General features: G+C 59.8%; 18 protein-coding genes and 2 tRNA genes. 9 read left to right on the forward strand and 11 right to left on the reverse strand.

From position 1 onward, the window contains the following. Positions 1-76: transfer RNA gene (locus tag ACRAUW_RS09025), tRNA-Lys, on the forward strand. A gap of 16 nt (positions 77-92) precedes the next feature. Further along, positions 93-168 (forward strand) — tRNA-Val (locus ACRAUW_RS09030). Positions 169-465: 297 nt separating this feature from the next. Here ACRAUW_RS09030 and ACRAUW_RS09035 read toward each other — a convergent pair. Next, on the reverse strand, positions 466-1,779 hold the full coding sequence (locus tag ACRAUW_RS09035; RefSeq protein ID WP_431362013.1) for a sodium-dependent transporter: 1,314 nt from the start codon (positions 1,777-1,779) through the stop codon (positions 466-468). A 688-nt stretch (positions 1,780-2,467) separates the two neighbouring features. Then, the gene (locus tag ACRAUW_RS09040) at positions 2,468-3,307 is read right to left on the reverse strand and encodes an isopenicillin N synthase family dioxygenase (RefSeq protein WP_431362014.1); all 840 of its coding nucleotides are present in this window, start codon (positions 3,305-3,307) and stop codon (positions 2,468-2,470) included. Positions 3,308-3,514: 207 nt separating this feature from the next. Between ACRAUW_RS09040 and ACRAUW_RS09045 the strand changes: the two genes are divergently transcribed. Continuing rightward, positions 3,515-4,078 (forward strand): DUF2799 domain-containing protein, encoded by a 564-nt coding sequence (locus ACRAUW_RS09045; RefSeq protein ID WP_431362015.1) that lies wholly within the window; start codon positions 3,515-3,517, stop codon positions 4,076-4,078. A 51-nt stretch (positions 4,079-4,129) separates the two neighbouring features. Here the strand turns inward: ACRAUW_RS09045 and ACRAUW_RS09050 are convergent, their stop codons facing one another. Next, positions 4,130-4,948 carry a Cof-type HAD-IIB family hydrolase gene (locus tag ACRAUW_RS09050; RefSeq protein ID WP_431362016.1) on the reverse strand — a complete coding sequence of 273 codons (819 nt, stop codon included), beginning with the start codon at positions 4,946-4,948 and terminating at the stop codon, positions 4,130-4,132. A gap of 467 nt (positions 4,949-5,415) precedes the next feature. Here ACRAUW_RS09050 and ACRAUW_RS09055 point away from each other — a divergent pair, with 467 nt between their 5' ends. Next, positions 5,416-5,892, forward strand: coding sequence for an Lrp/AsnC family transcriptional regulator (locus ACRAUW_RS09055; RefSeq protein WP_005304871.1), 477 nt, complete (start codon positions 5,416-5,418; stop codon positions 5,890-5,892). A 63-nt stretch (positions 5,893-5,955) separates the two neighbouring features. On the opposite strand, the gene ACRAUW_RS09060 is transcribed toward ACRAUW_RS09055, so the two are convergent. Then, a complete protein-coding gene (locus ACRAUW_RS09060) occupies positions 5,956-6,273 on the reverse strand; it encodes a hypothetical protein (protein WP_431362017.1) in 318 nt (105 codons plus the stop codon). Between the two features lie 305 nt (positions 6,274-6,578). On the opposite strand from ACRAUW_RS09060, the gene ACRAUW_RS09065 reads away from it, so the two are divergent. Then, positions 6,579-7,025, forward strand: coding sequence for a nucleotide triphosphate diphosphatase NUDT15 (locus tag ACRAUW_RS09065; protein WP_431362018.1), 447 nt, complete (start codon positions 6,579-6,581; stop codon positions 7,023-7,025). Positions 7,026-7,092: 67 nt separating this feature from the next. Continuing rightward, positions 7,093-8,259 (forward strand): chromate efflux transporter, encoded by a 1,167-nt coding sequence (gene chrA / locus ACRAUW_RS09070; protein ID WP_431362019.1) that lies wholly within the window; start codon positions 7,093-7,095, stop codon positions 8,257-8,259. A gap of 73 nt (positions 8,260-8,332) precedes the next feature. Here the strand turns inward: chrA and msrB are convergent, their stop codons facing one another. The 4 genes from msrB to malQ form a co-directional block, all read right to left on the reverse strand. Continuing rightward, entirely contained in the window at positions 8,333-8,719 is a 387-nt protein-coding gene (msrB, locus tag ACRAUW_RS09075) for a peptide-methionine (R)-S-oxide reductase MsrB (protein ID WP_431362020.1), read from the reverse strand. A 68-nt stretch (positions 8,720-8,787) separates the two neighbouring features. Further along, the gene (gene glgX, locus ACRAUW_RS09080) at positions 8,788-10,944 is read right to left on the reverse strand and encodes a glycogen debranching protein GlgX (RefSeq protein ID WP_431362021.1); all 2,157 of its coding nucleotides are present in this window, start codon (positions 10,942-10,944) and stop codon (positions 8,788-8,790) included. Further along, complete coding sequence (gene glgB, locus ACRAUW_RS09085) at positions 10,944-13,121, reverse strand: 1,4-alpha-glucan branching protein GlgB (protein ID WP_431362022.1); 2,178 nt, start codon at positions 13,119-13,121, stop codon at positions 10,944-10,946. Before glgB ends, glgX begins: the two co-directional genes overlap by 1 nt. Before the next feature lie 82 nt (positions 13,122-13,203). After that, positions 13,204-15,393, reverse strand: coding sequence for a 4-alpha-glucanotransferase (malQ, locus tag ACRAUW_RS09090; protein ID WP_431362023.1), 2,190 nt, complete (start codon positions 15,391-15,393; stop codon positions 13,204-13,206). A 347-nt stretch (positions 15,394-15,740) separates the two neighbouring features. Here malQ and gap point away from each other — a divergent pair, with 347 nt between their 5' ends. Both gap and ACRAUW_RS09100 read left to right on the forward strand, forming a co-directional pair. Continuing rightward, positions 15,741-16,736 carry a type I glyceraldehyde-3-phosphate dehydrogenase gene (gap, locus tag ACRAUW_RS09095; protein WP_005335708.1) on the forward strand — a complete coding sequence of 332 codons (996 nt, stop codon included), beginning with the start codon at positions 15,741-15,743 and terminating at the stop codon, positions 16,734-16,736. Between the two features lie 86 nt (positions 16,737-16,822). Continuing rightward, positions 16,823-17,689, forward strand: a complete 867-nt coding sequence (locus ACRAUW_RS09100) for a D-hexose-6-phosphate mutarotase (protein ID WP_431362024.1) — start codon at positions 16,823-16,825, stop codon at positions 17,687-17,689. Between the two features lie 70 nt (positions 17,690-17,759). Here the strand turns inward: ACRAUW_RS09100 and nadA are convergent, their stop codons facing one another. From nadA to ACRAUW_RS09115, 3 genes are all read right to left on the reverse strand, one after another. Then, the gene (nadA, locus tag ACRAUW_RS09105; protein ID WP_431362025.1) at positions 17,760-18,833 is read right to left on the reverse strand and encodes a quinolinate synthase NadA; all 1,074 of its coding nucleotides are present in this window, start codon (positions 18,831-18,833) and stop codon (positions 17,760-17,762) included. Positions 18,834-19,014: 181 nt separating this feature from the next. Further along, positions 19,015-19,470, reverse strand: coding sequence for an NfeD family protein (locus ACRAUW_RS09110; protein ID WP_431362026.1), 456 nt, complete (start codon positions 19,468-19,470; stop codon positions 19,015-19,017). Then, positions 19,467-20,390 carry an SPFH domain-containing protein gene (locus ACRAUW_RS09115; RefSeq protein WP_431362028.1) on the reverse strand — a complete coding sequence of 308 codons (924 nt, stop codon included), beginning with the start codon at positions 20,388-20,390 and terminating at the stop codon, positions 19,467-19,469. Before ACRAUW_RS09115 ends, ACRAUW_RS09110 begins: the two co-directional genes overlap by 4 nt. A 197-nt stretch (positions 20,391-20,587) precedes the next feature. Between ACRAUW_RS09115 and cysG the strand changes: the two genes are divergently transcribed. Next, the coding region (gene cysG / locus ACRAUW_RS09120; RefSeq protein ID WP_431362027.1) for a siroheme synthase CysG at positions 20,588-21,699 on the forward strand (1,112 nt) is incomplete at its 3' end.

Consider the following 21,699-nt stretch of genomic DNA (forward strand, 5'->3'; position numbering starts at 1 on the left):
GGGTCGTTAGCTCAGTCGGTAGAGCAGTTGACTTTTAATCAATTGGTCGCTGGTTCGAATCCAGCACGACCCACCATCATTTCAGAATCCCAGGTCGTTTAGCTCAGCTGGGAGAGCACCTCCCTTACAAGGAGGGGGTCACTGGTTCGATCCCAGTAACGACCACCATATTCGCAAGCGAGGCTGAGATATCAGCTGCGGTTGCAGAGAAAGTCCCCACTCAGATGGGGATTTTTTTTGCCCGCAATTCAGTACTCCAGCTTCTTCTGTTGCCGTTGTGGCGAGCCGAACGCCACCTCTTATTGTGCAACTCTGCCATTTCGCACATTCTCTACTCTGCTCTGTCGAGATTGCCCGACTGCACTCCTGTCCATCGTGATGCTGCTTATATAAACGCCTGTAATAAAGTGAACGCCAGCAATAAAAAGGGCAGGCCAAGGCCTGCCCGCAAAGATGCGCAAGGTGCTACATGATCCCGCGGATCAGGATCCCGCTGATCAGCAGCGGTGCCACCACGCGCCAGCACCAGAGCAGTGCCAGACGCAGGGCGGGTGACAGGCCCGCAGGCAATATGGCATCACCCAATCGCCAGCCCAGCAGCAGGGTCAGTACCAGACCAAACAGCGGCATCATCAGGTTGGAGGTCAGATAGTCGAGCAACTCGAAGATAGTCTTGCCAAACAGGGTCAGATCGCTCCAGGGGCCGAACGACAGGCTGACCGGAATGCCGGAAGCCATGATGAGCAGGGTCAATACCCGGCAGGCGCCACGACGCGACCAGCCCCACTCCTCGGTGGTGAAGCGCACCAGATGCTCCAGCATGGAGATGGAGGAGGAGAGCGCGGCGACCAGCAGCAACAGGAAGAAGACCACCCCCAGCCCCTGACCGAACGGCAGATGGCTGAACACGGCAGGCATGGTCATAAAGGTGAGACCCGGCCCGGCAGTGGGGTCGATGCCGGTGGAGGCCAGCGCCGGGAAGATCATCAAGCCCGCCAGCACCGAGATAAGGCTTGCCAGTGTGACCACCCAGACCCCGGAGCGCAGCACCCCTTCGCTATTGGGCAGGTAGGCGCCATAGGTAGTGTGTACCCCGAGCCCGATGGAGAGGGAGAAGAAGGCCAGTCCCAGCGCGTCCAGCACGCTCTGGCCGGTCAGCATGGAGAAGTCCGGCAGCAGCAGCTGGCGTACACCCGCCATGGAGCCCGGCATGGAGAGACCGACCCCAACCAGCAGCAACATCATGATGAAGAGCGCGGGCATCATCCAGCGCAGTGTCCTCTCAACTCCTTTCTGAATACCCCCCTGCACGAACCACCAGGTCAGGCCCGCGAAGATCAGATGGGTCAGCACCGGCCACCAGGGGTTGCTGACATAGCCGTTGAACAGGGCGGTGAGGGCGCTCCCCTCGCTCAGGTTGAGCTTGCCAGCCATCGCCAGCGCAGTGTAACCCACGGTCCAGCCACCGACCACGCTGTAGAAGCTGTAGATAAAGAAGCCGCAGGCAATCCCCATATACCCCATCCAGCGCCAGTTTGGCCCCACCAGTTTGCGGAAAGCGCCGAGCACCCCGCGCTGGCTATGGCTGCCGAGCAGGGTTTCGCCGACCTGTACCGCTACCCCCAGGGTGAAGCTGAACAGCAGAAACACCAACAGAAAGGCGCCACCACCATTGGTGGCGGTCACATAGGGAAACTTCCAGATGGCACCAAGGCCAATCGCTGTGCCTGCTGCGGCCAGCACATGACCGAGACGGGAAGACCACTGAACCTGGCTCATACAACCTCCGGGTAACACGACATCGAAGCAATACTCCTCTGTAGCAATAAACGACAGACAACAAAAAGGCCGCCCGAGGCGACCTTTGCAATGAACATTCAGAAAACTGTGCGTGCAGGGTCACCTCTCTTGCGAGATAAAAAATCGACCAAACAGCACGAGGATGGCAGACATGGGATAACAGCCTGAATGATGGTGAGGGAACAGCCTAAACCATGGAAAGAAGAATTGACACATAAAATCAAAAATTTTTTATGTGAAGCAAACTCGAGCGATAATCAGCCGCTTTAATCGACGATCAGATGGCCCTATCCCGGTAGCGCCACCGTCACACCAGGCTGCGGATCAGAAGCCCGCCGATCAGCAAGGGATCAAGCCAGCGCAACAGTTCATCGGCAGGTGATGGCAGTAGGCCAATGCGCTACTGTGGCGCACTTCGGGTCCCGATGTTCAGTTATCCACCAGACCGAAGCGGAAGGTCAGCTATTGGTTCACTCTGCTATCTGTACCATCACCACTGAGTGCAGCCTGAACAGCGGAAAGCGCTGAGGGTGGAGCTATTGGCAGGTATAAATGAGATTAATCGGTGTTTATGTCTGTTTTACCTTTGCACTTTGCCCGACCTTGTTTGCCGCCAAATAAAAAAACCGGAGCGCAGTTGCTCCGGTTTTTCCCATGTGTCAGCTGACTAGATCACCCCCAGCTCCCGCAGCCGCTCCATCAGGTAGCTGTGGGCAGTGTGGCGCTCGGAGAGCACCACCTCGGGCCGCGGATGGAGGAACAGTGGCAGCGAGATGCGTGACTTGCTGGCACTGCCACCGGTCGGGTTGATGACGCGGTGGGTGGTGGAGGGGTAGTAGCCGCGGGAGGCTTCTTGCAACATGTCGCCGATGTTGATGATGAGGGTGCCAAAGTCACACGGCACGTCCATCCATTCGCCATCGGAACCCTTCACCTGCAGCCCCGGCTCGTTGGCGGCGGGCAGAATGGTGAGCAGGTTGATATCCTCGTGGGCGGCGGCGCGGATGGCGCCCGGCTCCTCGGTGCCATCGAACGGCGGGTAGTGCAGCACCCGCAGCAGGGTCTTCTGGCTCCCTTCGATCATCGAGGAGAGGGGGCAGCTGTAGTGAGCGGCGATATCGGCCGGGGTGTACTGCTCGACCCAGCCCAGCAGCTCGGCGGCCAGACCGTTGGCCAGACGATAGTACTCCATCGCCTGATCTTTCAGCTCTTCCGGCATCTGGCCCCAGGGGTAGATGTGGAAGTACTCCTTGATGTCTTTCTGGCTATGGCCCTTGGCCACCTCGGAGACCGAGGGCGGGAAGTAGCCATCCTGGGTTTCGCGGTTGAACAGAAAATCCTGCTTCTGCTCGCTCATGAAGAAGCGATACCAGTGGTCGTAGATGGATTGCACCAACTCTTTCGGGATGGGGTGGTTGGTCAACACGCCAAAACCGGTGGTACGCAGGGATTCGGTGAAACGTTGGGCCGCATCGGGTGAGCGGTAATCGACAGTCAGTACTTTCATTGTTTTTGTTGCGCATTGGTTAAGTGGTGGTGCAGTTTATCCTGCTGGTAGTAACAAGAAAAGCGATGCCGCTGCCTGTGACCACTTTGGCCCTGATAGCGATATAGAAAGCCAGATAGAAGAGGCTGATAGCGGCGAGATGGCTCCCTTGTCCTGCCTGCCCATCCTCACTAGAATGCCAGCCACTGTCTTTTCCGGAGTCTGTCCATGTCCTCGAAGATCCTGTTGCTCACCTTGCCGCTACTGCTGGCCGGATGCAGCTCCCTGTCGGAAGATGAATGCCGCACCATGAGCTGGTACAACCTGGGTTATCAGGATGGATCGGAAGGCAAAACCCGTCAGGCGACCCGCGATTACGTTTCGTCTTGCAGCGAATATGGCCTCAAGGTGGATGAGGCCGAGTGGAAACGGGGCTACGACAAGGGGTTGGAGCTCTACTGCATTCCCGAGCTGGCTTACAGCAAGGGCAAGGAGGGGCAGGATTATCTGGGGGTATGCCCCAATGACGCCAGCTTCCTCAAGCAGTATCAGCGTGGCTACGAAGAGTACAAACTGGCCGCCCGCCTGCGGGAGATCAGCAACGAGCTGGAGCGTACCGAGCGGGATATCGAGACGCTTGAACGCAGCATCCGCAACGAAACCAACACGGAACAGCGCGACTACTACCGTGCCAAGCGCGATCGAGCCATTCGCCACTACGAATCCCTGCGCCGGGAGTACAACCGTCTACGCTATCCGGATCGGGTGATCCAGTTCTCCTTCGGCGGTTAATCCCTCTCTTCATGGCCAGCCCACGTGCTGGCCATGTTGCATCTTGTCAGATCAGGGCAGTACCCAGCGCTGCAGCGCCAGTGCGATACCATCTTCGTTGTGGTCGGCCGTGACCCGATGGGCATGGCTCTGGATCTGCGGGGCCGCATTGCCCATGGCCACCGCCAGCCCCACCTGCTCGAACATGCTGATGTCGTTGTTGTTATCCCCAAACGCTACCACCTGCTCCATCCCAATCCCTTCACTGGCGGCCCACTGGGCCAGCCGGTTGCCCTTGTTGCAACCGGGCTGCACCAGCTCCACCGCATAGGGGGCCGCCCAGTCGCGGGTAAAGGGCATCTGCTCGACCACCTCACCCATAAAGGTGTGCAGGCGCGCCGGATCCTGATTGAACAGCTCCAGTTTCCAGACCGGGTTGTCGAGCCAGCCTGCCAGCTCCGCGAGCGGATGGATGGCGATCTTGAGGTGGTCCGGCTGATTGGCCGACCAGTGGCGGATGCGGGTGACATGCTCTTCACAGCCGATGTAGCCAATGCCCTCGCTCAGGTGGAACAGGGCCCCCATCTGCTGTGCCTCGACCGCGGCCAGCAGCTCGGTAAGCGGGGCGGCCGCCAGCGGGTCACCGCTGAGGATCCGGTTCTGCACCGGATCATAGAGATAGGCGCCATTGCTGCAGATGAGGGGGGTATCGAGGGCCAGCTCGTGGTGGAAGGGGCGTGCCGTCATGTAGTGGCGCCCCGTGACCAGCAGCACCTTGATGCCTTGGGCGCGGGCCTGCGCCAGTGCTGCCCGGGTGGCCGACGAGATCTTGTGATCCCGGGTCAGCAGGGTGCCATCCATATCGAGCGCGATGGCCTTGTACTCGCTCATAGCTCCTCCGGAGATGTGGGCGGTGAGCGGTGGCTGCCGCCATCCGTATCACTCCACCGTCATGGGATGAGCAATAAACTCCCAAAACCATCAATGCCATGCAAGGGGTTCGTGCCGTCGAGCGGCAAGGTTGTGATCGGGAGCGGGGTTATGGGATAACCAGCCAGCACCAAAAACAACAAAGCAGGCGCCGGGATGCCTGCTTTGTTGCCTTCGGGGAGGGGGTTCTCTCGTTCCAGCCCGTCATTGCCCGATAAGGTGAGACGGCTGATGGGGCTCTTGACCCGGTAAGGTCCTTCACCGCAGAGACCCAGTCAGGTATCTGCTTTGCCACCGGAAGATGTAACCATAATATCCCTCCCGTGCCGGTGAGTGGTTGCAAAGTAACCACTTATTTCGGTTGTTTTTGCAATAGTTCACCCTTAATCTAGGAAAAGTGGATTAGTCATTGCTACGAGGAAGGGTAAATGCTGAAACTTGATCGCATAGACAGACATATTCTCGAGCTGATGCAGGAGAATGGCCGCATCAGTAATCTGGAACTGGCCGAGCTGGTCGGGCTCTCGCCCTCACCCTGCTCCCGCCGGGTCAAGGCGCTGGAGGATGCCGGTCTCATCGACACCCACGTTACTCTGCTCAACGCCCGCCAGCTTGGCCTCACCCTCACCGCCTACATTCACATTTCCATGGACAGACACACGCCCGAGCGGTTCGAGAATTTCGATCGTGCCATCAGCGAACTGCCGGAAGTGCTGGAGTGTGATCTCATCACCGGCAATGATGCCGACTACCAGCTTAAGGTGGTGGTGCGAGACATGGAGCACTACCAGCACTTCCTGCTGGACAAGCTGACCCATATTCCGGGGGTGACCGGTGTGCGCTCCAGCTTCGTGCTGCGCCGCATCAAGCACAAGACGGCGCTGCCGCTCAACCACCTCGGCTAACGGCGGGGCGACCAAAAGCAAAAGAGGAGACCAGAGCCTCCTCTTTGTTCAACAGCTTGCCGGTCAGACGGCCACTTCGCGGACCAGCTCCACCTGCAGCAGCCAGCCGCTCTGCTCCTGTTGCGGCGCACCGCTCACCCGCAGCCTTTCCCCTGCGGGCACCCAGGCCCCATCGGGCAGGGAGATCTGCAGACTCTCGCTGCCGTTGTCGAACAGCCAGCGATTTTCGCCAAGAGATTCAATAAGATAACCTTCCATCTCCACTCTGGAGCCGGTTTGCCAGGATGGCGCAACGGAATCACGGCTCTCGATGAAATCCCCCTGAACACCAAAACTGGCTAGCCCCCACAGAATGGAGAGCCCGACCAATGATGACTCCATCTTGTCTCTCCTCTTTTGGAACTGTGGGGCCAGTATGGAAAGAGAAAACTGAGCGCTCTATGAACAAAACTGCAAAGTGGAACCGGGATCGCTAAAAAATCGATATCTGGTACCAGTTTCGTCATTTTATGGCGCAGAGATCACACTCTCTGGCGGCTTGCTCCGTAGTGGCGGTCGTTGTTGGCGTATATCTCTGCAGGGCATTTTTCCTGCTCGCCCTGCAAAGCGCTTCCGGCACCCTTGTCCTGACCGCTTTTCCGGCCTAAGGTGGGGCCGTTTTACTGCCTGATTGAAGGAGCGTTTTCATGTCCACTCTCTATCCCCGCGTCGGGGTCGGCGTCATCCTGACCAACGCCCAAGGCCAGGTGCTGCTTGGCAAACGTAAGGGGAGCCATGCCCCCTACTGGTCCATTCCGGGTGGGCACCTGGAGTTGGGGGAGAGTTTCGAGTCGGCTGCGATCCGTGAGGTGGCCGAGGAGACTGGCTTGGCGATCGTTGAGCCAGTGGTGGTGGCGGTGACCAATAACCTTGAGACATGGCGCGAGAGCGGGCTGCACTATATCTCGGTGACGCTGCACGCCCGGGCCGATGGCGAACCGCAACTGTTGGAGCCGGCGAAGTGCGAAGGCTGGGTCTGGTGCGATCCGCGCGCGTTGCCCGAGCCCCACTTCGATGCCAGCCGTCAGTCCATCGCTTGCTGGCTGGCGGGACGCTGCTATCTGCCGGGTGATGTGCCAATGGTGTCGGCCTAATCAGTCTGATGGTCATAAAACGATCATCGCGCTGTCATAATATCTCCTCTCCATCGGGAGGAGAGGGATGAGGGAGAAGAGCGTGGGGCAGGTATTTATTCAGTTTTTATGGCTGGGATGCATCAGCTTTGGTGGTCCGGCCGTTCATATCGGCTATTTCCAGCGCACCTTTGTACAGCGGCTCGGCTGGCTGACACAGGCTGAATTTGCCCGCTTGCTGGCGCTGTGCCAACTGCTGCCGGGGCCTGCCTCCAGCCAGCTTGGTTTCGCCATCGGTCGTCATCGCGCCGGTCTGGGCGGGGCGCTCTCAGCTTTTCTTGGCTTCACGCTTCCCTCATTTCTGCTGCTACTGGCGGCCGCGATCGGCATCGGCCAGCTGGGCAGCAATCTGTGGCTCGATGCGGCGCTGCACGGCCTCAAGCTGCTGGCGCTCATCGTGGTGGCCGATGCAGTGCTCACCATGAGTCGTCAGTTCTGTGCCACGGGAATGACCCAAGGGATCATGGTGGTGACCGCTGCGGCACTCTGGTGGCAGCCCGGTCTGCTGACTCAACTGTTGATGCTGGCGGGAGCGGCGCTGATCTGCGCCCGCAGCCAGCTCGGGGCGGGTAGTCGCCCAGCCTCCGCCGAGTTGCCTTCTGCCGCCAGCAGTCAGCCCCATTGGCCGACCCTGCTGCTGTTTGGCATCCTTTTTATCGGCCTGCCGCTGCTTGGCAGCCCGCTTGGCCAGCTGGCTGCCGACTTCTATCGCGCCGGTAGTCTGGTGTTTGGCGGTGGCCATGTGGTGTTGCCGCTACTGCAAGAGAGCGTGGGCCACACTCTCAACGAGCAGCAGTTCCTGACCGGTTACAGCCTGGCTCAGTTGGTGCCGGGCCCCATGTTTACCCTCGCCACCTATCTTGGTGCCCAGTTGCAGCCCGAGATGCCGATGATCGGGGCCCTGTTGGCGACTCTGGCGCTCTTTGCGCCCGGCTTTCTGCTGCTCTGGGCGGTGGGCCCCTGCTGGCAACAGTGGCTGGCCCGGCCCCGTCTGGCGGGGGCCGTCACCGGCATCAATGCTGCCGTAGTGGGCTTGTTGCTGGCGGCCCTCTATCAGCCGGTGTGGCAGAGTGCGGTGCTGGCGCCGACCGATCTGGCGCTGGCGGCCATCGGCTTTTATCTGCTGCGGGTGGTGAAGCTGCCGATACCGGCCATTGCGGCCCTGCTGGTAATGGCCGTCATCCTGCTGGCGTGAATGCGGTGAAATCCCGATAAAAAACAGCGCCTCCGTGATGGAGGCGCCGTTTTTATTGCAATGGGTAAGCCGTTCAGACCTCGGGTTCGAAATCCAGGCTCAGGCTGTTGACGCAGTAGCGCTGGCCGGTATCGGTCGGGCCGTCAGGGAAGACGTGACCGAGGTGAGAGCCGCACTGGCGGCAGGTGATCTCCACCCGCTTCATGCCGTGGCTGTTGTCTTCGGTGTAGTTCACCGTCCCCTTGATGGCCTTGTCGAACGAGGGCCAGCCGCAGCCGGAATCAAACTTGGCTCCTGAGTGAAACAGCACGCTTTTGCAGCAAACACAGAGGTAGTCGCCGCTCTTGCGATTGTGGAGCAGGGCGCCGCTGTAGGGGCGCTCGGTGCCCTTTTCCCAGCAGACGTGAAACTGCTCGGCGGTCAGTTTGCTGCGCCACTGTTCCGGATTGTTACTGCTCATACCGACTCCTTGCCATCCATACCGGAGCCCAGCATAGCGGCTCCGTAAAGCTGACTCCAGCATGCCTCTTATGCTTTGCCTGTATCTGTGATCGAGGTGGCAACCATCTCCTCACCGGATGCAGGGAGAATTTCCTGCTGCGGTGGCTGGGCATCCTCCGCCGTGCTGGCCAGCGCCACTCGCTCCAGCAGTTTGAGGGAGTGGGCCCGGCCGACCGTCACCTGCCGTTTGATGTCATCGGGCAGGAAGGGGAGACCATCGTTGGTGGCGGTGTCGATGATCTGGATCCATTCCAGCCCTTCCCCCGGAGGAGGCAGGCGGAACTGGATATCGTAGTCGCTGGCATTGAACAACACGTACCATCGCTCGCCGACACAGTTGATCATGCCGATATCCATGGCAAACGCCTGCCCCATGGGGGCGTGCCAATCCTGATCGGTGAGCTGGTGACCATCCGGGTGATACCAGTGGACCTGATGACAGTTGTGGGGCGTACCATGCCAGTGGTCATCGCTCAGTTGCAGATTGGAGAAGACGTTGGACTCTGTCCGCAGCGCCATCATCTGCTGGGTGAAGGCGAACAGCCGCTCATCCTCCGGTCGCCACTGCCAGTTGACCCAGCTGATCTGGTTGTCCTGACAGTAGGCGTTGTTGTTGCCAAGCTGGCTGCGCCCCATCTCGTCCCCGGCGAGGAAGTGGGGGGTCCCTTGGGAGAGCAGCAGGGTGGCAATCAGATTACGCTTCTGTTGCTGGCGCAGATTGTTGATCCGTGGATCCAGAGTAGGTCCCTCTACCCCGTGGTTATAGGAGAGGTTGTTGCCGTGACCATCCCGATTGTCTTCACCGTTGGCCTGGTTGTGGCGCTGGTTGTAGGAGACCAGATCCTCCAGAGTGAAACCGTCGTGGTAGCAGAGGTAGTTGACGCTGGTGTGGGGTGAGCGCCAGTTTTTCGGAAAGATATCCCGCGAGCCCACCATGCGGGTGGCGAAGTCCCCCATCTTGCCTGCATCACCGCGCCAGAAGGAGCGTACCGTGTCGCGATAGCGGTCGTTGATCTCCTGCCACTGGCTCGGAAACTGGCCGAGGCGATAGCCGAAGGGGCCGATATCCCAGGGTTCGGCGATGAGCTTGACCTGTGACAGCACTGGGTCGGCCATCACCGCCTTGAAGAAAGCCCCCATGGGTTCGAACTCGCCAGCCTCTCGCGCCAGCGTCACCGCCAGATCGAAACGGAAACCGTCTATCTGCATTTCGGTGACCCAGTAGCGCAGGGCATCGAGCACCAGCCGCAGGGTATTGGGGTGATCCAGATTGACGCTGTTGCCACAGCCAGCAACGTTGGCGTGACGGCGGTAGTCCGGACCGTGGGGGCCAGCTTCGAACGCAAAATAGCCCGCGTTGTCGAACCCCTTGAACGAGAGGGTCGGGCCATCCAAGCCGGAGGCGGCGGTGTGGTTATAGACCACATCCAGGATCACCTCGAGCCCGGCACGGTGCAGCTCGCGCACCATGGTCTTGAACTCGGTCACCGCCTGGTCTGCCCGGGTGCTGTAGCGCGGCTCGGGAGCAAAAAACGCGATGGGGTTGTAGCCCCAGTAGTTGGTCAGTCCCAGCTGCTCCAGTCGGGGTTCCGACATGAAGGCCGCTACCGGCATCAGCTGCACCGAGGTGATGCCGAGACTCTTCATGTGCTCGATCACCAGCGGGTGGCTGATGCCAAGGTAGGTGCCCTGCAGCGTTTTGGGGATCCCCGGGTGCTGCTTGGTAAAGCCCTTGACGTGGGTCTCGTAGAGGATGGTCTGAGCCGGACTGAGCCCGGGTTTGCCTACTCCTTGCCAGTCAAAACTGTCATCAACCACTACCGACTTGGCAATCATATCGGCACTGTCCCCCTGATAGAGGGTTTCATCCCAGTAGGTGGGACGACTGAGCGCCTTGGCGTAAGGATCGATCAGCAGTTTTTGCGGATCGAACAGCATTCCCTCCTGTGGGGTGCCATAGACCCGATAGCCATAGCGCTGACCGGCCTTTACGCCGCGCACGTAGCCAAAGCGATACTGGCCACGGCGGCTCGGCAGCTCCAGCCGTATCAGCTCCTGCTCTTGCTCGTCGTACAGGCAGAGCTCCACCTTGTCCGACTGGGGGGCCCAGACGCAGAAGTGGCAACCATTTTCGTCAAGGCGAGCCCCCAGCGGGTGGCCTACCCCTTTTTCCATTACAAGCATCAAGACTCCTGTTTGATAAACAAGGTTGCCAGCGGCGGCAGATCCAGCACTATGCTGTGGGCCATCCCCTGCCAGGGGGTCGGTTCAGCAGCGAACACCAGACCCACATCATAGTTGCTGCCCCAGTAATACTCGCTGTCGGTGTTGAGCACCACCCGATAGTGGCCCGCCGCAGGGACGCCGACCCGATACTCGAGACGGGGCACCGGGGTGAAGTTGCATGCCACCGCAATAGCCTGCTTGCCCTCTTTGTCCGCCCGCAGCCAGGCAAAGATGCTGTTGTCGGCATCGTTGTGATCCAGCCAGCGGAAGCCGGTCTGCTCATAGTCGGCCTGATACAGGGCCGGCTCATGACGGTAGAGGTGGTTGAGATCGTGGATCAGCCGTTGCTGACCAGCATGCTTGGAATATTGCAGCAGATGCCACGGCAGCTGGGCATCGTGGTTCCACTCGTTGCTCTGAGCTATTTCGGTGCCCATGAAATTGAGCTTCTTGCCCGGGTGGGCGTACATGAAGCCCATGTAGGCCCGCAGGTTGGCGGCCTGCTGCCACTCGTCACCGGGCATCTTGTAGAGCATGGAGTGCTTGCCGTGCACCACCTCGTCGTGGGAGAGCGACAGGATGAAGTTCTCGTCATAGTGGTAAACCATGGAGAAGGTCATGTCGTTGTGGTGGTAGCGACGGTGAATCGGCTCTTTCTGCATATAGGTGAGGGTGTCGTGCATCCAGCCCATATTCCACTTGAAGCCAAAGCCGAGGCCGCCGAGGAAGGTGGGGCGGGAGACACCGGCAAAGGCGGTGGACTCTTCGGCTATGGTCATGGCGTGGGGATACTTGCCGTAGACCTCCTCGTTGGTCCACTTGAGCAGGCTGATCGCCTCGTAGTTGTGGTTGCCGCCATCGACGTTCGGTACCCATTCACCGGCGTTGCGGGAGTAATCCAGATAGAGCATGGAGGCGACCGCATCCACCCGCAGGCCGTCGATATGGAACTTGTCGAGCCAGAACAGGGCGCTCGCCACCAGGAACTGGCGCACTGTGTCGCGGCCGAAGTCATAGATGTAGGAGTTCCAGTCCGGGTGCCAGCCACGGCGCGGATCCTCGTACTCGTAGAGCGGGGTGCCATCGAAGCGGGCCAGGCCGTGGGCATCGGACGGGAAGTGGGCGGGCACCCAGTCCAGAATGATGCCGATGCCGGCTTGGTGGCACTGGTCGACGAAGTATTTGAAATCATCAGCGGTGCCGTAGCGGCTGGTGGGGGAGAACATGCCCACCGGCTGGTAGCCCCAGGAGCCGCTAAAGGGGTGCTCGGAGACCGGCAGCAGCTCGATGTGGGTGTACTCCATCTCCTTGACGTAGGCGACCAGCTCCACTGCCAGCTCGCGCCAGTTCAGGCTGTCACCATTGGGGTGGCGCTTCCAGGAGCCGACGTGCAGCTCATAGATGGAGAGCGGTTGCTCGCGTTTGTCGTTGTGCTGGCTCTCGCGCCAGGCGGCATCCTGCCACTGGTACTGGGCGTGGTCATAAACCACGGAGGCAAACGAGGGGTACTGTTCGCAGTAGAAGCCGACCGGATCGCTCTTGTGGGGCAGCCGGTTGCCCATGGGATCCTTGAGCTCGAACTTGTAGCGATCCCCGGCCTTGAGGCCCGGCACAAACAGCACCCAGTGACCGCACAGGCTGCGCTGCATCGGATGGCGGCGGCCATCCCAGAAGTTGAAATCGCCGATGAGGCTCACGGCGGTGGCGCTCGGTGCATAGACCGCAAAACGGACCCCTTCCACCTGCTGGCCAAGATGTTCCACGGTGCGCAGCTGGGCGCCAAGGGTGTGGTAGAGGTTTTCCGGCTGGGCGGTCAGTTCGGCCAGGCCTGCCCAGGCGGCATCCTGAAACTGATAGGGGTCGATGACCTCGGTGGTGGCATCTTGGTAGCTGGCGATCAGCTGATAGGGGAAGGCGTTTTTGCGGCGGGTGAAAACAGTTTCAAAAAGACCCGATTCATCGGTGGGCGCCAGGGTGGCAACGACTTTGCCCGACTTGAGATCCTTGACGCGAACTTCAACGGCATCAGGCAACCAGGCGGTCAGTTTGAGGCCGGGCCCATCCGGATTGGCCTGCAGGCCTAAGTGAGAGAAGGGATCGGAACAGCGGGCAGCAACCAAACGTTCAACGAGCATCGAGATTTCCTTTCATGACAGAGCATCCACTCCGGCCGGGGCCGGAGTGGATTGAGGTGAGAGCGCTGTGGGAGACAGCGTCTCAACGACTGGCCTCATCACGGGCCTGGCTCATCTTGCCAGCCAGTGCCTTGAGTGCCTCATTGGCAAAAATATCTTCCAGATCAACGGAGAGCTTGCGGCGCCAGTTGGGGTATTCGGAACTGGTACCCGGTACGTTGACCGGCTTGTCCATTTCCAGCCAGTCTTCCAGCTGGGTACTGAACAGGGCACAGTTGCCACGGGACATATGGATCTGCAGACCGTGGTTGAGCTCGGTGTTCATGCCGACCCAGTTCACGTCATGGCTGATGTTTTCGGAGATGACCTTGTGGGCATGCAAGCTGTCGAGGATCCGCTGCTTGGCCTGGTGACGATCAGCATACAGGGTCTTCAATACATCTTCATCCGGATACAAACCCAGTTGACGACCGAGCGCCAGATCGTCGCAGTGCCAGAAGCCCTTGAGGGTCGGCATGTCATGAGTAGTCAGGGCCGACATCGCCTGCTCGGTGTAGTGCGCCGGGGAGATAAAGCCGCCATCTTCCTTGGAGCGCTCGAAGAAGAACACCTTGTAGGAGTGAACGCCGTTCTCTTTCAGGGTCACGTCGATCCCCTCCGGCACGGTACCCAGATCTTCGCCGATCAGCAGGCACTGATTGCGGTGGGATTCGAGGGCCAGAATGCCCAGCAGATCGTTGACCGGATAGTAGATGTAGGCGCCCTTGGCGGCGGACGCTCCGGGCGGTACCCACCACAGGCGCAGCAGCGCCATCACGTGGTCGATGCGCAGTGCACCGCAGGAGCGCATGTTGGCACGGAACAAGTCCACCATCGGCTGGTAGGCCGTTTCAAACAGCTTGTTCGGGTTCATCGGGGGCAGGCCCCAGTTCTGACCGAGCGGGCCGAGCACATCGGGCGGCGCACCGACCGAGGCTTTCGGGCAGTAAAGATCCTGGTTGGCCCAGATCTCGGTGGAGCCTTCGGAGACGCCCACCGCCAGATCCCGGTAGATCCCCATCACCATGCCGGAGGCCTTGGCGCGGGCATCGGCATGTGCCAGCTGCTCGTCAGCCAAGAACTGCAGATAGAGGTAGAAGTTGACATCTTGCGGGTGCTCGGCCATCCAGGCGGCAACGGCAGGATTGTGGTAATCGCGCAGCTCCTGCGGCCATACCGGCCAGCCCCAGGCGTTTTCGCCCTTGGCATAGAAGTGGGCTTGCAGGGCATCAAAGGCCGCTTGTTGTTGCAGACTGTCGCCACCGGCGGCCACGAAGGCATCAAAGGCTGCCTGACGCTCGGCGCCAAGGCTGGCTTCGTCGAACACCTGACGCAGCATGCCGAGTTTGGTCTGGATCACGCCGGTGTAATCGACGTTCTCTTTGGCGCGCAGATCGGCCAGATGCTGCTGGAAGGCAGGGCTTGCCACTTTCACTTTCAGGCGATCGTTCTGCTGGAATTCGGGTACCGCTTCCACATTGATATAGGCCACGTTGAGCCAGCGACGGGAAGAGGGGCTGTAGGGGCTGGCGCTCTCCGGATTGGCCGGATAGAGGGCGTGGATAGGGTTGAGGCCGACGAAGTGGGCACCCCAGGTGGCCGCTTTCTCGACCAGCTGGCCCAGATCGCTGAAATCACCGATGCCCCAGTTGTGGCGGCTGCGCAGGCAGTAGAGCTGCACGCTCGGGCCCCATACCTTGCGGCCATCGGCAATCGGCGCCTGCTTGTAGCAGGCCTTGGGGGCGACGATGAGGCGCATGGTGGCCAGCGGCTCGTCATTGCCCTCTTCCAGCAACACCAGCTGGTGATAACCCAGCTCAGGGGCCATCTCCAGCGTGACGCGATAGGCCTGGCACTCCATCTCTTCGAATTCGGCCACGTCAACCAGCTCGCCCTCGATGGGGGTGAACTGGCCAGAGAGCTCGCCGCCCTGTTCCAGCTTGAGTTGCCAGGTAAGGGCATCGTTGACGAATTCGATAGGGAGGCGAACCTCAAGGGTAACGGCGTCGCCAGTGCGAACCACCATCACAGGATCAAGCGCCCGCAGCCAGTGCTGACGATGTTCCTCTTCCAACTGCTGCACCAGTGCGGCCTCGTCATCGACGCGGTAGCCCATGGCGCCCAGCATGGCGGCCTTGCTCTCTTCGGATACCTGGGCAGGGTGGCCCCAGGCATCGACATAATCGCTGGCGATGCCTTTTGCGGCAGCCAGCTGTTCAATCAGGGTGGTCATAGTTTGAGAATTCCCGCTGTGGATTCTATCTATACTATTTCGTTTGTTTTTTATGGGGTGGCGCTTGAACAGTGGCTCTCGGGCCATGCTAAACCGCGCACATTCTTACATATCTCGATGGATGGTTGTGTGACCGAGTAGGCACTATTGTTGATATCTGCTTGATGCTACGGTCTGACACTTTTTTCGTCAAAACGTGGTAATCAGTCACATAAACAGAAAATTAATTTCACACTTTTTCATGATATAGCGCAATTTCAGACGGAATGTTGGTTGACTCACCAGAGAGTTCTAGTAAATTTACAAGCGGAATTTTCTTTGACTACTGAACAGTTAGGTAACTAGATATGACTATCAAAGTAGGTATTAACGGTTTTGGCCGTATCGGTCGTTTCGTATTCCGTCTGGCTTGCGAGCGTGCAGACATCGAAGTTGTTGGTATCAACGACCTGATCGATGTTGACTACATGGCTTACATGCTGAAGTACGATTCAACTCACGGTCGTTTCAACGGTACCGTTGAAGTTAAAGACGGCAACCTGGTTGTAAACGGTAAAACCGTACGTGTTACCGCTGAGCGTGACCCGGCCAACCTGAAGTGGGGCGAAATCGGTGTTGACGTTGTTGCTGAAGCTACCGGTCTGTTCCTGACCGACGAGACTGCTCGTAAGCACATCGCTGCTGGTGCCAAAAAAGTTGTTCTGACTGGCCCGTCCAAAGACGCTACCCCGATGTTCGTAATGGGTGTTAACGACTCTACCTACGCTGGCCAGGACATCGTTTCCAACGCTTCCTGCACCACCAACTGCCTGGCACCGATCGCCAAGGTTCTGAACGATACCTTCGGTATCGAGTCTGGCCTGATGACCACCGTTCACGCTACCACTGCTACCCAGAAGACCGTTGATGGTCCGTCTGCCAAAGACTGGCGCGGTGGCCGCGGTGCGGCTCAGAACATCATCCCGTCCTCTACCGGTGCTGCCAAAGCTGTTGGTGTAGTTATCCCGGAACTGAAAGGCCTGCTGACCGGTATGGCTTTCCGTGTTCCGACTCCGGACGTGTCTGTTGTTGACCTGACCGTTAACCTGAAGAAAGCTGCCACCTACGCAGAAATCTGCGAAGCGATGAAAGCTGCTTCCGAAGGCGCTATGAAAGGCGTTTTGGGCTACACCGAAGACGAAGTTGTATCTACCGACTTCCTGGGTGAGCGTCAGACCTCCGTATTCGACGCCAAGGCTGGTATCCAGCTGAACGACAAGTTCGTTAAAGTTGTATCCTGGTACGACAACGAAATGGGCTACTCCAGCAAAGTTCTGGACCTGATCGCTCACATCTCCAAGTAATTTGGGATGCGCAATCGCGTAGCTTGAAAAAGGCGGCCATTGGCCGCCTTTTTGTTTTTCGGTTTCCCCTGATGAGAGGAGTCCACATGCAATCCATTCGTCCCCTGACAGCCAATTGCAAGCTTGCCAACAATGCGGCCAGTCTGCCGGTTCTCACCATCAACAACGACTATGCCAAGGCAGAAATCAGCCTGTTTGGCGCCCATGTGCTGAGCTATCAGCGTCATGGCGAGCCGGCCTCTATCTGGCTGAGTGACAAGGCGGTGCTGGATGGCAGCAAGCCTGTTCGCGGTGGTATCCCGATCTGCTGGCCCTGGTTTGGCCCGGCGCCCGCCCGCGTTGGTAGCGGCAAACCCTCTCACGGTTTTGCCCGTACCACCCTCTGGATGCTGGACGGGGTCTCCGATCACGCCGATGGCACGCTTGTTCATCTTTCCCTGCGCGATAGCGATGCGACCCGTGCCCTGTGGGGTCACGCCTTCGAGCTGGAGCTGGATGTGCTGGTTGGCAAAGAGCTTTCGCTGGTGCTGACCACTCGCAACACAGGTGCTCAGCCGTTGACCTATAGCGGTGCGCTGCACACCTATTTGCAAATCAGTGCGCCGGAAGCGGTGAGCGTGAGCGGTCTGGGTGAGCCCTATGCCGACAAGCTGACCGGGCTGGATGCCAAGCAGCAGGGTGCATTGACCCTGAACGGGCCGCTGGATCGGGTCTACTGGCAGCCAGAGGCGCTGGTGAGCGTGCTGGATGGTGAGCGCGAGACCCGGGTTGTCAGTGGCAACCACGACAGCGTGGTGGTCTGGACCCCCTGGCTGGCAGGGGCCACCGCCATGGCCGACATGAGTGACGATGGCTATCGCACCATGCTCTGCGTCGAAGCGGCCATCGCCGGCGACGCTGGGGTGACCGTTGCGCCGGATGAAGAGCACAGCCTCTCCACCGTGATCATCTGATCAGGATGAGGTTTGGATAAATAAAGAGGGCTCCCGCGGGAGCCCTCTTTGCATCTCGAGACGGCGGCAATCAGGCGTTGCCCTGAGTCTTGAGCTTGAGTTCGGCGGCGAAATTGAGCATCCGATCGAGGGGGATCAAGGCTTTGACCCGCAGATCTTCGTCAACATGGATCTCGTGGCGTTCGGCACCGTCGGTGAGGGCCTCCCTGATCGCCACCAGACCGTTCATCGCCATCCAGGGACAGTGGGCGCAGCTGCGGCAGGTGGCGCCATCGCCACCGGTCGGCGCTTCCACCATCTCTTTCTCCGGACAGGCTTGCTGCATCTTGTAGAAGATGCCGCGATCGGTCGCCACGATCAGCTTCTGCTGGGGCAGTTCTTTGGCCGCCTTGATCAGCTGACTGGTGGAGCCCACCGCATCGGCCAGCTCGATCACCGAGGCGGGGGATTCCGGGTGAACCAGCACGGCGGCGTCCGGATTCTGCTCTTTCAGCTCGCGCAGGGCGCGGGCCTTGAACTCGTCGTGGACGATGCAGTGGCCCTGCCAGCGCAGCATTTCTGCACCGGTCTTTTTCTCGATATAGGCACCCAGATGGCGATCCGGGCCCCAGATGATCTTGTGACCCAGACTGTCGAGGTGCTCGACGATCTCCAGCGCGATGCTGGAGGTCACCACCCAGTCAGCCCGCGCCTTGACCGCAGCCGAGGTATTGGCATAGACCACCACGGTATGATCCGGGTTGGCATCGCAGAAGGCGGAGAACTGCTCGATGGGGCAGCCCAGATCGAGGGAGCACTCGGCCTCCAGCGTCGGCATCAGCACCCGCTTGTGGGGGCTCAGGATCTTTGAGGTTTCACCCATAAAGCGAACACCGGCGACGATCAGGGTTTGTGCGGCGTGATCGCGGCCAAAACGGGCCATCTCCAGCGAGTCACCGACGAAACCGCCGGTGGCTTCGGCCAGCGCCTGGATCTCGGGATCCGTGTAGTAGTGGGCAACCAGTACCGCTTTGCGCTCCTTGAGCAGCGTCTTGATTTCTGTGGTCAAGGTCGTTCTCTGCTCGGCGCTCAGGGGAAGAGGTTTGGCCGGAAAGGGGTAGTCCATCGCGACTACCGGCGGGACACTGCTCAGTGCATTGCTCATTGCGACTGTTCCATCAACGCTCGGGAAGGCCAAAATTATAACCAGAAGCCTACGACAAACCCATCACAAATCACCCCTGAGCCGGGCTAACCAGTTTGGCGAATATTCTCCGTTTGGTGGCCGGAAGCAAAAAGCCCGCGAGCGATCGCGGGCTTTTTTATCACTCGATGGCAGAGTTGCGTCAGTTGCGGGGTTCAACCAGCAGGATGTGGGAGTCGGCCCCCACTACCCTGACCTTGCTGCCCGCAGGCAGCGACTCGTCGCAGCGCACCGTCCAGACCGTATCGTCCAGATGCACCCGACTGGTACCTTGGGTGACGTCATCCAGCAGGGTCAGCTCGCGGCCCAGATAGCTCTGCATCCGCTCGTTGATGGGGGCGGCGGCATCCTTGCCTGAACGATCCCGGTTGTGCTGCCAGCGCCACCAGACCCAGGTGGTGAGCAGGGATTGCAGGGCGAACAGCAGCAGCTGCGCCTGCCAGCCAAAGGGCCAGATCAGCAGCAGCAGGCCCACCTCCAGCGCGGCGATGCCGGTCCAGAGCAAAAAGCCCACCGAGCCGAGCACCTCAATGGCCAGCAGAATGAAGCCGAGCCCCAGCCAGTGCCAGTGGGTCAGCCCCTCGAACAGGGCTATCATGACTTGCTGCCCTTGCCATCTTTGTTGAACAGCTCGGCCATGCCAGCCACAGAGCCAATCAGGCTGCCCGCTTCCAGCGGCATCATGATGATCTTGCTGTTGGGGCCTTCACCGATGCGGGCCAGTGCCTCGGTATATTTCTGGGCCACGAAGTAGTTGATGGCCTGCAGGTCTCCTTCCGCAATTGCCTGGGAAACCATATGGGTCGCCTTGGCTTCCGCCTCGGCTGCCCGCTCCCGCGCTTCGGCGGCGAGGAAGGCGGCCTGACGCTCACCTTCTGCCTTGAGGATCTGGGACTGCTTCTCCCCCTCGGCTTTGAGGATCTTGGACTGGCGCACCCCTTCGGCTTCCAGTACCTCGGCCCGTTTCTGGCGCTCGGCCTTCATCTGGGCGTTCATCGCCTCGACCAGTGCCAGCGGCGGACGCACATCTTTAATCTCGATGCGGGTCACCTTGATGCCCCAGGGGGCGGTGGCGGCATCCATGGTGCGCAGCAGCTTCTCGTTGATGGTGTCGCGCTGGGAGAGCATCTCGTCCAGCTCCATGGCACCGAGCACGGTGCGCATATTGGTCATGGTGAGATTGCGGATGGCGCTGGTGAGATCGTTGACCTCGTAACCCGCTTTGCGGGCATCCACCACCTGCACAAAGCTGATGGCGTCGATGGTGACGTTGGCGTTGTCGCGGGAGATCACCTCTTGTGCCGGGATATCCAGCACCTGCTCCATCATGATGATCTTGTGGCCGACCCGATCCACGTAGGGGATCAACAGGTTGAGACCCGGGGTCAGGGTGCGGGTGTAGCGGCCGAAGCGCTCTACCGTCCAGTTGTAGCCCTGGGGCACTATCTTGATGCCCGCACTCAGGGTTGCGATCACCAGAAATACAAAAATCCCTAGCACAATCAATGATTCATTCATCATTTAGCTCCTTATGAAACACAGTCCCTAGCCTACGGTCTGGCGTCAGGTACCACAAGTGACTTCGTACGCCTTTGTCATGAATTGGCTTTGCTAATTACCAAAAAGCATTAAAAAGCATTTTTTATTATTTTGAGGGATAAGCTGCCCTGCCTATAGTCGCCCCATATTAGTCGTGTTCCGAGGGATGGGCCGAAATGGATTATTTGCCGATGTTTGCCAAATTGGACGGCCGCCCGGTACTGCTGGTGGGCGGGGGCGAGGTTGCCCTGCGCAAGGCGCGCCTGCTGCTGGCAGCCGGTGCCCGGCTGACTCTGGTCTCCCCGGAACTTGAACCGGAATTTGCTGAGTTCAACGGTCGCTTCACCCATCTGGCCGAGCGCTTCACCCCGGCTCATCTGGCAGGCCAGATTTTGGTGGTGGCGGCGACCGACAATCTCGAAGTCAACGCCCTCGTTTATCAAAGTGCCAACCAGCTGGGTCTGTTCGTCAACGTGGTGGATGACCCCAAACGTTCCAGCTTTATCTTCCCCTCGATCATCGATCGCTCGCCGCTGATGGTGGCGGTCTCCAGCGGCGGCAAGGCGCCGGTGCTGGTGCGCCTGTTGCGTGAGCGGTTGGAGAGCCTGCTGCCGCGCCATCTCGGCGGGCTGACCGAACTTTCCGGCCGGGTGCGTGACAAGGCGAAGCGGGTGCTCTCCTCGATTTCCGATCGTCGCCGCTTCTGGGAGCGGGCGTTTGCCTCCAACACCCTCGCCAGCCTGATTGAAAAAGAGGATTGGCAAGGGGCCGAGCAGTGGCTGAGCGATGGCCTCGACCAGGCGAAAAGCGAAGTGGGCGAGGTGGTCTTGGTTGGGGCGGGCCCCGGTGATCCGGGCCTGCTGACCCTCAAGGCGCTGCAACAGATTCAACAGGCTGAAGTGGTGCTCTACGACCAGCTGGTCTCCGCCGAGATCCTCGATCTGGTGCGCCGCGACGCCACTCTGGTGTCGGTCGGCAAGAAGGCGGGCGCCCACAGCGTGCCGCAGGAGGAGACCAATCGCCTGCTGGTGGAATACGCCAAGGCGGGCAACCGGGTAGTGCGGCTTAAAGGGGGCGATCCCTTTATGTTTGGCCGGGGTGGCGAGGAGCTGGAAGTGCTGGCCGACGAAGGCATCCCCTTCTCGGTGGTGCCCGGCATCACGGCAGCCGCCGGTGCCACCGCCTATGCCGGCATTCCGCTCACTCACCGTGATTACGCCCAGAGCGCCGTTTTTATCACTGGCCACTGCCAGCAGGAGGGCAAGGAGCCCGACTGGCAGCAGCTCGC

This window comes from Aeromonas sp. (genome assembly GCF_050633025.1).
Classification (GTDB): domain Bacteria; phylum Pseudomonadota; class Gammaproteobacteria; order Enterobacterales; family Aeromonadaceae; genus Aeromonas.